The following is a 14,504-nucleotide window of genomic DNA, read 5'->3' as shown; positions in this document are numbered from 1 at the left end:
CCAAGGCCAAGAGTTTATCTAAAGAGAAAACTGTACCAGAAAAAGTAGCAACACAAGTAATAATAAGAAAAGAGAGGGGGAATGACTTTGCATGAAAAGATCAAACGCTCTCCGTGATTGACCTTTTCATGCTTAAAAGAGCAGACTCTAAATTTTTTGTTGTTGTGAATCCATGTCTGTGCTTTAGGGCAAAAGCTCACACCTTTGCATGTAAACAGAGCAATTTGAATACTCAGAGCGGTAGCTAAAATAAAGTTATCCGGTTTAGGACTAGTGCCACTTTATGTGTTCTTATTAGTCAGAAACAATAACTCAATTCATTTTTTCGGCCGCTAAAAAGCTAGGCATTCAAAATATTCAGTTTACCCCGCATTTATTATTTTTATCGCTGCGGTTTCTACAATAGAAGCTAACTACTATTTTTATTTTTATTTGTATAACTAATATTGGTTATTTTTATTTTTATGCTAGTAAGAGTAGCATTAGCTGTACCAGCACTTAATAAATACTTAATAAACAGTAACTTATGATTTTCTTATACGATTTATGCTTAAAGAGAGTGGTCAAAATACTAAAATGTGACAAAAAATCAGGTAAATATGTTTCGATAGGTAACGCCTGGTAACATTTTTGGAGGAAAGTGATTTTCTTAATTACAGTAAGTGTTTCCTTATGCAACAAAATGTGAGGCAGGTCTCACTTCTAGTTGCTCTTTTTGCGAGGTATTCCTAGTCGCTGTCTACGTTCCCATAGATTCTTACGGCTGATGCCCAGGCGCTTGGCCAGTTCTGTTTCATTCATATGGTCTTGGTTTTCGAGAACAAATTGTTGGAAATAGTCTTCGATTGATAAGCTTTTGCTAGAGGAGGCTGAAGACTTTTCGGCAGATGGGAGTTGGGAAGCTGCGCTGTAAGGGGAATTAACTTGTGGTGTAATCAATCCCTTTGGAATATTGATATCATCAACTTCCGACTCAATATCTAATAATTCAGCGGTAATCATCTTGTTATCGCAAAGAATGGTTCCACGCTCAATAGCATTTTCAAGTTCACGGACATTTCCAGGCCAGTGATATTCCTGAACGGCTTTCATTGCATCCGGACTGAACTTGATATTTGCTTGGCCAAGCTTGTCACTTGCTTTGGCAAGCAAAGTATTTGCAAGACCAAGAATATCATCGCCTCGCTCTCTTAATGGGGGGAGCTTGAGCTGGACAACATTTAGACGATAGAACAAATCTTCTCGAAATTGGCCAGTACGAGAAAGTGCCTTGAGGTTTCGGTGAGTTGCGGCAATAAGCCGAACATTAACTTGTCGAGACTGGGTTGAGCCAACACGCCTGATTTCCCCTTCTTGCAGAACGCGTAATAAGCGAGCTTGGGCTTCAAGTGGTAGTTCACCTATTTCGTCCAGAAATAAGGTGCCGCCATCAGCGGCTTCGATTAGACCGTTTCGAGCGCTTACTGCCCCGGTAAATGCGCCTTTTTCGTGACCGAATAGTTCGGACTCAATTAGCGATTCAGGGATTGCGGCACAGTTGATACAAATATATTCGTGATTACGACGATTGCTTAATTTATGGATAGCTCGCGCGGCCAGCTCTTTACCACTGCCTGTTTCGCCTTGAATTAATACGGTTGCTTCAGTAGGTGCCACTTTTTTCATTAAGTGGAACACTTTCTTCATGGCTTGGCATTGGCCGAAAATTAGTTGACCGATCTGCTTATCTGCATCGTCATCTTCATTGCTGGTCGCGCTCGCTAGAATGGGAGAGGGAGTTTGCTTCAGTATGCTGTTGACGATGTCAATCAGGTCTTTATGGTCAAAGGGTTTGGCGAGGTAATCAGCCGCACCAAGTTTCATAGCGTCGACAGCGGAGCGTAAACTGGCTTGCCCCGTAGTGACCAAAACAGGTACGCCCTGAGCTAATTTTATAATATCTGTCCCGGGCTGGTTGGGCAGGTGGATATCCGAAATGATTAAATCAAAAGAGGGTAGCGCATAAGTTTCAGCGGCCTCGTTGACTGATGATGCGACATCAACCTGGTGTAAAGCATCTTCTAGAAAATTTTGTAAACCCGCGCGGTGATCAATGTCATCTTCAATGATTAATATTCGGCGCATGTAGCCCTGCTTAAATTAGGTTTAGTTGCTTTATTGTGTGGACGAAGAATCATAACTTATTTTGACTTCATACCAAAGCTGGCACGCGAAAACTCAATATGGAGATGGAAGCTCTTTAACTCGTGAGAGAACTTTAGGGTTCCAGTGTTCAATGGCAGTTTCTAGCATTTGAGGGATAGATAAGCATTTTGATGATATCTCAATCCCCAACAGCCTAAAGATACAGCTCAAATTCTCTTTGGCTTGGAGAGAAGAGACGGCCTTCGCGTGGTTTTGTTTACTCAGCTTCTGACCTTTAGCAGATAGTACCGGGAAATGAGAGAATTCGGGAGGCTTATAGTCAAGCGCTTGATAGAGTGCCAATTGCATGGGAGTAGAGAAGAGTAGGTCGTAGCCTCTTACGACATGTGTAATATTCTGTCGGTGATCATCATTAACCACAGCTAGTTGATAAGCATAAAAGCTTTCTTTACGCTTAAGAACAAAATCATCATCTAGTTTATACGAGTGTTCACCTTGCATGCCGTCATGCCAATAATATAGTTCTTCGGTATTCCTAAACTTCTGAGCACAGTTTTGCTTATCGACAGACTGGCGTAGGCAAGCTTCATTGTGTCGACCACCGTTTGTAGCCAAGTATTTTCGACTACAGGGGCAATAGAAAATTGCTTTTCTTAAGTCCAGTTTTGTTAACAAGCTTTCGTATTCAGCACTATGTGCTGATTGAAAAACTATTGGTTCATCCGAGAATAAATGGTGGGCTTCAAGTGTCTCGATAATTTGCTGGCTAGCGCCGGGTGCTTCACGTAAGGGGTCAATATCTTCAATTCTTACAAGCCAGGTACCCGAATTTCTCCTTGCCTCTAAATAGGAAACCAAGGCAGCGAAGAGTGAACCAAAGTGTAAAGGGCCGGTAGGGGACGGAGCAAAGCGACCGCGATATGAGCTCATAGATCTAAGGATATTGGGTAGGAGTAGCTCCCACCCAATCTATCAGGATTAAATTCCTGTTTGGCGCTCTTTAATTTCAGCGAGCGTTTTACAGTCGATGCATAGGGTTGCAGTAGGTCGTGCTTCAAGCCGACGAATACCGATCTCTACACCGCAAGAATCGCAAAAGCCATAGTCATCATCTTCGATGCGGTCTAAGGTTTTATCGATCTTCTTGATTAGCTTACGCTCACGATCACGTGTTCGAAGCTCAAGACTGAACTCCTCTTCTTGTGTCGCTCGGTCACTTGGATCTGCATAGTTAGAAGCGTCTTCTTTCATATAATGCACAGTACGATCTACTTCTTCCATTAGCTCAAGCTTCCAAGCTAAAAGGATTTGGCGAAAGTGCTCGCCCTGTTCATCGTTCATGTACTCCTCACCGTCTTTTTCGACGTAAGGGGTGAAATTCGTCATTTCTTGGGATTTTTGTTGGTTTTCCGGCATAACATTCTTCTCATTGTTACTTACTGATTGCTTCTCGTTGGCAAGCCGGGACAACGAGATTCCATTTAGCATATTAAAAAGCTAAGCCCACAAAAATTAGCAGAAACAATCAAATTAAGCCAATTTTTCTTATACGAATGTAGAATTGGCAACATATTCTTTGTATAAAAAGATCATGATCGGCAGCTGAAGCAGGAAATAAAAGACAAGTGAGTGATTCGAGCTATACTGAAGTTCTAAGCGAAGGTTTTGATCTCTAAGACGAGACAAAGCTGAAAAGCAAATTCAAATTTTGCAGGATGAACGAATGTCCCAAAAAAGTATTATGCTCGTTGATGATAGTCGCATATCGCGCCTGATGCTGAAAGCTATTATCAGTGCGCACTATCCAGATTGGAGTGTGACTGAAGCTGAAGATGCCCGAAAGGCACTGAAGCTATGTCAGAGTGGTCAGTTTGATTTTATTACTTTAGATATGAATATGCCGGGAGTTGATGGCCTGACGATATCGCCGGAACTTCAAGAAGCGTGCCCAAGCGCGAAAATCGCTTTATTAACAGCGAATTTTCAGGAGCGAGTCCAGGAGCAAGCTGCAGAGCAGGGCCTTAGCTTCATTCCAAAGCCGATTACTGAGGATAAAATAATCGATTATCTTAAGAAATGTTTGGGCGGTGCCTAGTTCGGACTAGCAATTTGCTAAAAAGGACTTATTATCCGGTAGCTTAGCGGCTGGCCTTAGAGGCGACTTATAGCTTAAACTTACCGGGCCTGGTTTTTATAGCCTTAGAGCTTGTCTGCCCTGTCGGGTTTCGATTTATTATTCTTGGACGGATAGAATGTTTGCAGAAATTTTTAATTTGGTGATCGATACCGTGTCATCACTGTACGTGATGATTGTTTTGATGCGATTTATCTTGCAACTCTCCCGAGCAGATTTCTATAACCCCATTTCCCAGTTTGTTGTTAAAGCGACGAACCCTTTGCTTATCACTTTAAGACGATTAATACCAGGTATAGCGGGCATCGATCTGGCTTCATTGGTGCTAGCAATATTAGTACAGACAGTTGCTGTTGGTATCAAGGTTGCGGTGTTGGGGTATGCGATATCGAATCCGATTAATATTGTTTTGTTATCGGCCATATTGGTTGCGAGCTTTTTAATAAAAATCTATTTTTGGTCTCTAATTATCATGATCGTTGCAAGTTGGATTGCACCCGGCAGCGGGCACCCAGCCTTACTCTTGATTAATCAGATTACCGAGCCCTTGATGAAGCCCTTTCGTAAGATCTTGCCAGCTATGGGCGGCTTGGATTTATCACCAATATTTGCATTTCTTACGCTTCAGGTGCTCGAAACGGTCGTGAGCCATTTAATGCGAATGATCTGACGCTTAGATAGTCTTAAGGGCTAAGCTTTGTGTAGGGAATGCCAATACCCGCACAGATAAATTACCTATAAGGGTCTATGATCGTGAAGGAATAGGCGGAAGCTTTTAATGGCTCGCCTGGAATGATTGCTTTTAAGCACGTTAAGTGGTGACTTTGCATGTCTATAAACGACTTATCACAACAGGTTGATGCCTTCCATGATTGGAAGCGGCAGCTGAGTAGCTCCGTTGAGCGCTACAAACAGTGGTTGGTCGATGCTGGCTTGTATAGTAACGAACTCGATGCTCGCTTACAGCGTGGTTTAGGGCTTTTACACGATGAGTTACTAACGGTAGCCCTGGTTGGGGAATATTCCCGAGGTAAAACAGAACTGATCAACGCCTTGGTATTCTCAAGCTTTGGCCAGAGAATGTTACCGTCCCAGGCGGGTCGTACGACCATGTGCCCGACTGAAATTTTCTACGATCAACACCAGAAAAAAAACTACCTCAAGCTATTACCGATCGACTCCCGATCACAAAACCAGACCATTAGCGAATTAAAAAAGAGCGACCATGAGTGGCGTTATTTTCCCATTGATCCTCGTAATCAAGAGTCGATGGCTGAAACACTCAGGCAAATCGCTGAAACACGAGTGGTTTCTTTTGCCCAGGCGCGTGAACTAGGCTTTGATGAAGGCTCGCTGGAACGCGCCAAGAATTCAGATAAGGTCTTAATACCGGCGTGGCGCCATGCTTTATTGAGCCTTGATAGCCCGATCTTACGCAAAGGTTTATGTATCCTGGATACGCCAGGTTTAAACGCCTTAGGCTCAGAGCCCGAACTCACCATTAGCATGATTCCTAATGCCCAGGCTGTTATCTTTATGCTGAGTGCTGACACGGGCGTTACAGCCAGTGACATGGCAATCTGGAAGCAGTATATCGATGTGCATGAGTCTGAACACCGTGCAGGTCGTTTTGCTGTGCTGAATAAAATAGATGTGCTCTGGGATGACCTGCAGGGTGAACCGCATATTAGTGCTTCGATTGAGCAAATTCGGCACCTAACAGCCAAGCAGCTGAATATGGATGCAGAAGATGTTTTGCCTTTATCTGCAAAACAGGGTTTGATTGCTAAAATCAGAAAAGACCATTCATTATTGCAAAAAAGTGCTTTTCCTAAATTGGAGAAGCTAATTTCCAAGCGAATTATTGCCGAGCGTGAGTCAACGATTTACAAAGATCTTCTGCGAGATTTGCAAAAGATGCTGCATGGCTCGCAATCAGTTTTGAATGACCGTTTGGCTAACTTATACGAGCGTCACGAAGGGCTAGAAAGAGAAGTACTAAGCCCCGAAATGTTGCAGAATCTAGCCAAAGAAACGCACACCGAGCACGATATCTATCACCGCAAACTGATCACTTTACGCTCTAGTCGACGTTTGATGGAGTCGCAAGGAGAAGTATTGCAGCAATTGGTTAGTGAAGAGCGCTTGAAAGAAGTGCTCAAACATACCAAGCGTGATATGCAAGATTGTTGGAGCACCGTTGGCTTGGTTCACTCGATGAATAAATTTTTCGATAAGATGGATAAAGAACTCGATAATGTCGAGAGTGAAGCAAAAATTGCCGACAAAATGGTTCATGCAATTTATAAGCGCTTCAAGTCGGACGTTCATGCCAAGTACCTTAAACCAAGAAAGTTTACAATTGGTGAGCAGCGCAAAGCGCTAGAGGCTTTGAAAGCAAAGTTGGTGAAGTTCTGTCGACGACCTAAAATGTTTATGACGGAACAATCGGTGCTGATAAATCACTTTTTTAATACCTTTGCTGCAGAGATGCGTCTGATCCAGCTGCAAATTATTAAACAAGCCAAGCAGTGGCCAGAAGAGGCTTTATTACCGCTTATTCAATATACTCATGAGCAAAAAACCATGCTCGAAGAGCGTGTGAGCCACTTAAGGAATTTAGCGAGTTCGAGTAAGGACAAAAAGGTTCAGCAGGCTAAATTGAAAGAACTGATCGATAGAACGCATCAGCAAATTAGCGAAGTTGAGCAAATACATCAGAGCCTGAGTACACCGCCGCCAAGCAATGTGATTAGTATTCAGGATATTGCCATTCGCTAGAGGGCCGTTTACACTCCGCTTTTCTTGATACGCATCATAAAGAGCCCTAATCCAACGCATGCCTGAAACTGCCAGTTCCTCACCAAACACTTCTAACGCGCAAGCGATGCACTCTGTAGGTATCGTTGAGCCGAAAGTTGCACATTTTGACCAAGCGCTAAATCTGATCAGTGGCAAGACGCTGCAACAATATGAGCTTGTCTATGAAACTTACGGCGAGCTGAACGAAAACAGAACTAACGCAATATTGATCTGCCATGCCTTGAGCGGCGATCATCATGCCGCGGGTTTTCATTCGGAATCTGATAAGAAGCCTGGCTGGTGGGACTCGTGTATAGGCCCAGATAAGCCAATAGATACCAATCGCTTTTTTGTGGTGAGCCTGAATAACCTGGGTGGCTGCAGTGGTAGTACCGGGCCAAACACTATCAACCCTGAAACCGGTGAGCTCTATGGCCCAGACTTTCCTATTATTACTGTTGACGATTGGGTCGAAAGTCAAGCTCGCTTGGCTGACCGTTTAGACATTGACGTTTGGGCTGCGGTGGTCGGTGGGAGTCTAGGCGGTATGCAGGCTTTGGCGTGGTCGCTCAATTATCCCGAGCGTTTGAAACATGCGGTGGTTATTGCCTCAACACCTAAGCTGACTGCTCAAAATATTGCTTTTAATGAAATCTCTCGTAAAGCGATTACCTCTGACCCCGATTTTCATCAAGGTCACTATTACAGCCAAGATACCATACCGTCGAAAGGCTTGATGCTCGCTCGTATGATTGGTCATGTGACCTATCTGTCTGACGCCTCAATGGGTGAAAAGTTTGGTAGGGATCTAAAGGAAGAAGCCTTCAACTTTGGCTATGATGTTGAGTTTGAAGTCGAGAGCTACCTAAACTATCAAGGTGAGCGCTTCTCAAAAACCTTTGATGCCAATACTTATTTATTAATGACACGGGCTTTGGATTACTTTGACCCGGCTGAAAAAACAGAAGGTTCTCTTGAGAAAGCACTAGGCAAAGCCCAGTGTGGCTATTTTGTTGTTTCCTTTAGTACAGACTGGCGCTTTTCTCCCGAGCGTTCAGAGCGTTTGGTTGAAGCTATGACTAAAGCAGGTAAACGTGTCTGTTATGCAGAGGTAGACTCAGAATATGGACATGATGCGTTTTTAATTCCAACGGAGCGCTATATGGCTATCTTCTCAGCTTATATGAAGCGTATTGCTGAGGAGATAAAATAATGCGTGCCGACCTGAGACTGATAGAACCCTGGGTGAAAGAAAGCAGCCGTGTGCTCGATTTAGGTTGTGGTGATGGCACTTTACTGGCGCACTTACAGCAGGAAAAGAAGGTCCTTGGATATGGGCTAGAGATTGCGTCAGAGCAGATAACCCGATGCATTGAGAAGGGAGTTAATGTTATAGAGCATGATCTGGACAAAAGAGGCCTGTCTCAATTTGCCGATCAGCAGTTTGATACGGTGATTATGACGCAAGCTCTACAGGCAGTCCGGCGTCCGGATGTGATGCTTGATGAAATGATGCGTCTCGGAAATCAGGGAATTGTTACCTTTCCAAATTTTGGCTATTGGCGTTGCCGCCATTACCTTTTGTGGAATGGCAAAATGCCGATGTCGAAAACTTTGCCGCATACCTGGTATAACACACCGAACATCCACCTCTGCACCTTTAAGGACTTTGAAGCGCTTTGTGTTCAAAAAGGTATCAAGATCCTGAACCGCGAAGTGGTGGATGCAGAGTTTGAACAGAGTAGTTTTGCGCGCATGTGGCCAAATCTATTTGCCGAATTTGCGGTATACCGCATTAGTAAATAATTCACTTTTTCTGATCCAATAGGCTCAAGCGTATGAATTCAGCGATGATACGAACCTTAACAAGTTTAATTTTTTTGCTCACGACTTTTCTTTCTGTTGCAGCGAATGCAGAGAAGAAAGAGGTATTTCCAGGGCCTGATGGCAGCGATTATGAAGTACACTATATTGCCTTTGCCTCGACCTTCCTCGATGAAGAGGTTGCAAGGCAGTATCAACTAGTTAGAAGTCGTTCTTTAGGCTTGGTTAATATCAGTATTATTAAGGTCGATAAGGAGGGAAAGCGAAAAGCAGTGGGTGGTTCCGTGCAGGCAGAGATGATCAATGAGATTCGCCAGTCGCAGTTTTTATCTTTCCAGCAAGTTATAGAAGGCGATGCTATTTACTACCTGGCTCAGCTTCAATATCGCGAGGGTGATTTGTTGACCTTTGACGTAACGGTTTACCCGCAAGGTGGAACACAGCCACTAAAACTGAGGTTTACGCAAAACTTCTATAACGATTAGCAGGTCAGGCAGAGATGAAAATTGTATTAGCTACGGGTAACCAGGGAAAACTTCGAGAGTTTAAATTACTGCTGGCTGATCATGATATTGAGGTCAGCCCGCAATCAGATTATAACTTTGAGCCGCCTGAAGAAACGGGGCTCAGCTTTGTTGAGAATGCCATTATTAAAGCGCGTTGCGCAGCCAAAATGACAGGCCTACCCGCTTTGGCGGATGATTCGGGTATCGCGATTGACGCCTTACAGGGACAGCCCGGTATTTATTCAGCTCGTTTTGCAGGTGAGGGAGCTAGTGACCAGGATAACATCGACCTGGTTTTGAAAAAGTTAGGGGGGGTTCCCGAGGCAGAAAGAACAGCGCAATTCCATTGTGTTCTGGTTTATATGTCGCATGCTGAAGATCCAACACCTTTAATTTGCCATGGCCGTTGGCCTGGTAGAATTACTGAAACTCAGAGTGGCAGTGAAGGTTTTGGCTATGACCCGGTATTTTGGGTATCTGATCAACAATGTACCGCAGCAGAATTGACGAAAGAAGAGAAAAACAAAATTAGCCACCGTGGCCAGGCAACCCAGGCTTTGCTCGACAAAATTGAGCTAATCAAAGCGTCAATGGCTTAGGCTGAGCCTTGAATACACTGCCTCCACTAAGTCTCTATGTACACATTCCCTGGTGTGTACGCAAATGCCCTTACTGCGACTTCAACTCCCATGTCAGTGCTGAAATTCCAGAACAGGCCTATCTAAATAAGCTTCTTGAAGATTTGGACTTTGATAGGGAATTTGCACAGGGCCGTAAAATTGAATCGATCTTTTTTGGTGGCGGTACACCGAGTTTAATGTCAGGTGAGTTTTATCAGCGCTTACTACCTGCCATAGATAAGCGATTGCCTTTTGCCGAGCATATCGAAATCACACTCGAGGCTAATCCAGGTACGACTGAAGCGAAGCGATTTCAAGCTTATGCTCAAGCAGGTATTAACCGCCTATCTTTAGGTGTTCAGAGTTTTAAAGACCGCTATTTGGAAAAGCTTGGGCGCATTCACTCTGCTAGTGAAGCAATGAAGGCCATTGAACAAGCACACGAGGGAGGTATTACTAACTGTAATATTGATTTGATGCATGGTTTGCCCGGGCAAACATTGGATGATGCCATGGATGATATCCAAAGTGCATTATCGCTTGGGCCGAATCACTTATCCTGGTATCAATTGACGATCGAACAAAATACCGAGTTCTATCGCTACCCGCCTGCTCTACCTGAAGATGAACTGATGTGGGATATTCAAAATAATGGCCTGCAATTGTTAGGCGAGAAGGGTTTTCAGCAGTACGAAGTCTCGGCATTCTCGAAACCAGATTTTCAAGCTAAGCACAATCTTAATTACTGGCAGTTTGGTGACTATCTTGGCATTGGTGCCGGTGCACACTCTAAAATCACTTTGCTAGATGATGCTCAGCAGCTTAGGGGAATGTATCGCTACCGTAAGACTCGAACCCCAAACGATTACTTAAAAGCAATTGCTAGTAGGCGCTCTGATGTCAGTTCAGGGCCTAGTATTAGAGTGGGCGAACAAGCTATTCCACAAGAAGATTTAGCTTTCGAGTTTATGATGAATGTTCTACGTCTGACGAAAGGTGTGCCAGCTTCACTACTATCTCAGCGTACGGGCCTGGAACTCAGCGTCTTAGAGCCTATGTTAACGGAACTCAAGACAAGGGGCTTGATGAAGGAAGAAGGCCTATGTACGACGGACAAAGGCCTGTTATTTCTGAATACTATTTTAGAAGGTTTTACAGAAAACTAAGCAAGAGACTTGAGCACTTTTCGTGCTGCTTCAACTGTTGCTTCAATTTCCTTATCGCTGTGCGCGCTTGAAACAAAGCCAGCTTCAAACGCAGACGGCGCAAGATAAACACCTTCTTCTAACATCGCATGATAGAAAGCCTTGAAACGAGGCAAGTCACATTCCATGACTTGATCAAAGCGAGAAACTTGCTCTGCTTCGGTAAAGAAGAAACCAAACATTGCACCCACCTGGTTAAAGGTCATTGGCACACCGGCTTCTTTAGCAGCTGCTTTTAAGCCGTCTACCAGTTTCGTGGTTTGCAGACTTAGCGCTTCATAGAAACCTGGCTCGGATATCGCATTCAGCATAGCTAGACCGGCTGCCATGGCGAGCGGATTACCCGATAAAGTACCGGCTTGGTAGACTGGGCCTGTAGGCGCTATCGCTTGCATAATATCTGTACGGCCACCGAAAGCGCCGACCGGTAAACCACCGCCAATTACTTTTCCTAAAGTAGTTAGGTCAGGCTTCACATTGTATACAGACTGGGCTCCGCCTAAAGCGGTTCTGAAGCCAGTCATGACTTCATCAAAGATCAAGACACTTTCATGTTTGTCACAGACTTCTCGTAAGCTTTCTAAAAAGCCAGGTACTGGAGGAATGCAGTTCATATTCCCGGCAACGGGTTCGACAATAATCGCAGCAACCTGGTCACCCATTTCATCAAACAGTGCTTTAACTTGGTCTGCATCATTATAGGTAAGGGTGATTGTATGCTCGGCGACACTCGCAGGTACTCCAGGTGAATTAGGCACGCCAAGCGTTAGCGCGCCAGAGCCTGCTTTAACGAGTAGCGAGTCAGCATGCCCGTGATAACAGCCTTCGAACTTAACGATTTTATCGCGTCCGGTAAAACCACGCGCCAAGCGAATAGCGCTCATGGTTGCTTCGGTTCCCGAACTCACCATACGAACCATTTCAATAGAAGGGACAAGTTCGCAAACCTTTTTCGCCATGATGGTTTCGATTTCAGTTGGCGCACCGTAGCCCAAGCCGTGGTCTAGTTGCGCTTTCACGGCAGAGATTACATCCGGGTTGGCATGGCCCAAGATCATTGGTCCCCATGACGCGACATAGTCGATATAGCGCTTGTCGTCGGCATCTACTAAATAGGCGCCTTCACCGCGTTCAAAGAAAATGGGAGTACCTTCAACACCTTTAAATGCGCGCACCGGGGAGTTTACGCCGCCTGGGATCACACTTTGGGCATCGTTGAAAAGATCTTCGGATCGAGACATATTGGAACCTGTTTCTAAATTAATAAGTTTGAATTTGTTTAAATGCGGCGCTTAGCGCCAGCGCAGCTTGGTAGATATCTGCCTGGCCAAAGAGACTATTAATGACCGCAATATTATGAGGAGGAGTATCTCTGAAGCGAGCAATATTGTCTATGCTAATACCCCCAATGGCTAGTACGGGAATACTCAATTGCAGTGCTTGCTTGAATGTTTCCAGGCTACATGGAGGCGCTTCTGGCTTAGTTTGTGATTCAAAAAAACGACCAAAAGCACAGTATGATGCGCCTTGGTTAATACAGTCCTGAGCATATTGCAGGTCACTATGGCAGGTAACGCCAATGATCTTTTTGTCGCCGAGTGCTTGCCGTGCTTCGCTTAAGTGGCCGTCAGATTTTCCAAGATGCAGCCCATCTGCATCGCTGTCGAGGGCCAGGGCCAGGCTGTCATTAATGATTAGTGCTGCCTGGTACTTATGGCACAAGGCTTTGAGTCGGAGTGCCTTGGCAAGCGCCTGATCTGGCTTTGATTGCTTATCCCGATATTGGATAACACGGCAGCCACCTTTAAGCGCACTTTCTACCCCGGTAAACAGAGACTCGCCAGGAAGCAAAGAAGGATCAGTAATGCCGTATATGCCTTGCGGGAGTGTCGAGACCGGCATGTTAAAAGGGCTTCACAACAACAAGAATAACGATGCTAATAAGCAGTAATACCGGGAACTCATTAAACCAACGATAAAATACGTGGCTTCGGGTATTATTGTCGCTAGCAAACTGCTTGAGAATCTTGCCGCAATAGAAGTGATAGCCAACAAGAATCGCGACCAGTGTTAATTTGGCGTGTAACCAGCCACCGTGGAAGTAACCTTCTACATTATAGGAAATTAGCCAAAGCCCCAGCACAATCGTTGCAATCATCGAAGGGGTTCCAATGCCGCGGTATAGCTTTCGTTCCATAACTTTGAAACGCTCTAAGCTGGTTTGGTCTGTTGACTGAGCGTGGTAGACAAATAAGCGGGGCAAGTAAAATAAGGCGGCAAACCAGCATACAACAGCAACAATGTGAAAGCTTTTTACCCAAAGCATGTTTATTTCCTTTTGTATTGATAATAATTTTCGACTTCAGCGCGAGTGACGATACCCAGGACACGCGAAACGGTAGGAGCACTGGTTCTCTCGACATATAAGGCTTCAGTTTTAGTTTCTGTAAAGCGGTCAAGGGTTTCCTGAAGCGTGGCTTGAAAGTAGAGAGAGGCAATATCTTTTCGCTGTGCCGGGATTTCAAACAGGTCGATCAGGATGCGCTCCTTAATCGGGTGCTCCTCACCCTCGACCAGCTCCTGTTCGTTTTCCTCCAGGTAGTGCGCAAGATCGACCGTGGGAAGAAGCGAAACTGGTTTACCATCGCTGTTATTGATTAGTATCCATTTAGGCTCCTGGCGCAAAATTTCCTTGGCTTCCTCGTAAACTATATGCCGTTTCGTCGGACTAAATTGTCGGGTCATAATGGCGCCAACACTGACGCGGCGAAGTGCCTGAATAACCGGGCTATTGTGATAATCGAGACCTTGTTCCTTCAATATACTCAGGAAAATAGACTGCTGCTTGAACACTTCACTTGCAACCATACTGGATACAACAATGATCAACATTCCCGGCATGATTATATTGGGGTTTTGCGTAAGTTCTAATAAGGCTAATAGTGCGGCCAAGGGAGCTTGTAGCGCGGAACCCATCATCGCACCCATACCCAACATAGCGTAGAAGCCAGCTGAGGAGGCGGTTTCAGGCATAATCCATTCAGCGATTAGGCCAAATACGCCGCCAACGGTTGCACCAATAAAGAGAATTGGGCCCACAAGTCCACTTGGCATCCCCAAGCCAATGCTAATGCCCGTTACCACAATTTTTACCACGGCGATGCAGCACAGTAGAAGCAAACCAAACTCGCCCAAAAGCGTTTGGTTTACAGTGTCATAGCCTACCCCCATTATCTCGGGCACAAATGCTGCCGCAACGGCGGTTAAG

General features: G+C 44.8%; 15 protein-coding genes. 8 read left to right on the top strand and 7 right to left on the bottom strand.

The window, feature by feature from the left end; translation table 11 throughout:
• Window positions 1–702 precede the first annotated feature (702 nt).
• The 3 genes from A3729_RS01520 to dksA form a co-directional block, all read right to left on the bottom strand.
• A complete protein-coding gene (locus A3729_RS01520) occupies window positions 703–2,124 on the bottom strand; it encodes a sigma-54 dependent transcriptional regulator (protein ID WP_068553491.1) in 1,422 nt (473 codons plus the stop codon).
• Between the two features lie 93 nt (window positions 2,125–2,217).
• Window positions 2,218–3,075, bottom strand: coding sequence for a tRNA glutamyl-Q(34) synthetase GluQRS (gene gluQRS, locus A3729_RS01515; RefSeq protein WP_068506845.1), 858 nt, complete (start codon window positions 3,073–3,075; stop codon window positions 2,218–2,220).
• A 48-nt stretch (window positions 3,076–3,123) separates the two neighbouring features.
• On the bottom strand, window positions 3,124–3,561 hold the full coding sequence (gene dksA, locus A3729_RS01510; protein WP_068510075.1) for an RNA polymerase-binding protein DksA: 438 nt from the start codon (window positions 3,559–3,561) through the stop codon (window positions 3,124–3,126).
• Window positions 3,562–3,868: 307 nt separating this feature from the next.
• Between dksA and A3729_RS01505 the strand changes: the two genes are divergently transcribed.
• The 8 genes from A3729_RS01505 (at window position 3,869) to hemW (ending at window position 11,197) form a co-directional block, all read left to right on the top strand.
• A complete protein-coding gene (locus A3729_RS01505) occupies window positions 3,869–4,240 on the top strand; it encodes a response regulator (protein ID WP_068510011.1) in 372 nt (123 codons plus the stop codon).
• A gap of 157 nt (window positions 4,241–4,397) precedes the next feature.
• The gene (locus A3729_RS01500) at window positions 4,398–4,949 is read left to right on the top strand and encodes a YggT family protein (RefSeq protein WP_068510013.1); all 552 of its coding nucleotides are present in this window, start codon (window positions 4,398–4,400) and stop codon (window positions 4,947–4,949) included.
• Window positions 4,950–5,107: 158 nt separating this feature from the next.
• On the top strand, window positions 5,108–7,060 hold the full coding sequence (locus A3729_RS01495) for a dynamin family protein (RefSeq protein WP_068510015.1): 1,953 nt from the start codon (window positions 5,108–5,110) through the stop codon (window positions 7,058–7,060).
• 58 nt (window positions 7,061–7,118) lie between these two features.
• Window positions 7,119–8,294 carry a homoserine O-acetyltransferase gene (locus A3729_RS01490; RefSeq protein ID WP_068510016.1) on the top strand — a complete coding sequence of 392 codons (1,176 nt, stop codon included), beginning with the start codon at window positions 7,119–7,121 and terminating at the stop codon, window positions 8,292–8,294.
• Complete coding sequence (metW, locus tag A3729_RS01485) at window positions 8,294–8,887, top strand: methionine biosynthesis protein MetW (RefSeq protein ID WP_068510019.1); 594 nt, start codon at window positions 8,294–8,296, stop codon at window positions 8,885–8,887. Before A3729_RS01490 ends, metW begins: the two co-directional genes overlap by 1 nt.
• 32 nt (window positions 8,888–8,919) lie before the next feature.
• Window positions 8,920–9,390: a DUF4426 domain-containing protein gene (locus A3729_RS01480; protein ID WP_068510021.1), complete on the top strand. Its 471-nt coding sequence runs from the start codon at window positions 8,920–8,922 to the stop codon at window positions 9,388–9,390.
• A 14-nt stretch (window positions 9,391–9,404) separates the two neighbouring features.
• Window positions 9,405–10,010: an RdgB/HAM1 family non-canonical purine NTP pyrophosphatase gene (gene rdgB, locus A3729_RS01475; RefSeq protein ID WP_068510022.1), complete on the top strand. Its 606-nt coding sequence runs from the start codon at window positions 9,405–9,407 to the stop codon at window positions 10,008–10,010.
• Between the two features lie 8 nt (window positions 10,011–10,018).
• Window positions 10,019–11,197 (top strand): radical SAM family heme chaperone HemW, encoded by a 1,179-nt coding sequence (hemW, locus tag A3729_RS01470; RefSeq protein ID WP_068510024.1) that lies wholly within the window; start codon window positions 10,019–10,021, stop codon window positions 11,195–11,197.
• On the opposite strand, the gene hemL is transcribed toward hemW, so the two are convergent.
• From hemL to A3729_RS01450, 4 genes are all read right to left on the bottom strand, one after another.
• Entirely contained in the window at window positions 11,194–12,477 is a 1,284-nt protein-coding gene (hemL, locus tag A3729_RS01465; RefSeq protein ID WP_068510026.1) for a glutamate-1-semialdehyde 2,1-aminomutase, read from the bottom strand. The two genes, hemW and hemL, sit on opposite strands and share 4 nt — an antisense overlap.
• Window positions 12,478–12,496: 19 nt before the next feature.
• Window positions 12,497–13,138: a thiamine phosphate synthase gene (gene thiE / locus A3729_RS01460; RefSeq protein WP_068510028.1), complete on the bottom strand. Its 642-nt coding sequence runs from the start codon at window positions 13,136–13,138 to the stop codon at window positions 12,497–12,499.
• A gap of 1 nt (window position 13,139) precedes the next feature.
• Window positions 13,140–13,568, bottom strand: a complete 429-nt coding sequence (hemJ, locus tag A3729_RS01455; RefSeq protein WP_304438909.1) for a protoporphyrinogen oxidase HemJ — start codon at window positions 13,566–13,568, stop codon at window positions 13,140–13,142.
• The coding region (locus A3729_RS01450; protein WP_197475474.1) for a chloride channel protein at window positions 13,565–14,504 on the bottom strand (940 nt) is incomplete at its 5' end. The genes hemJ and A3729_RS01450, both read right to left, overlap by 4 nt.

This window comes from Oleiphilus sp. HI0043, assembly GCF_001634935.1.
Note: the sequence above shows the minus strand (reverse complement) of the source record. Positions and strands in the feature narration are given on the sequence as shown.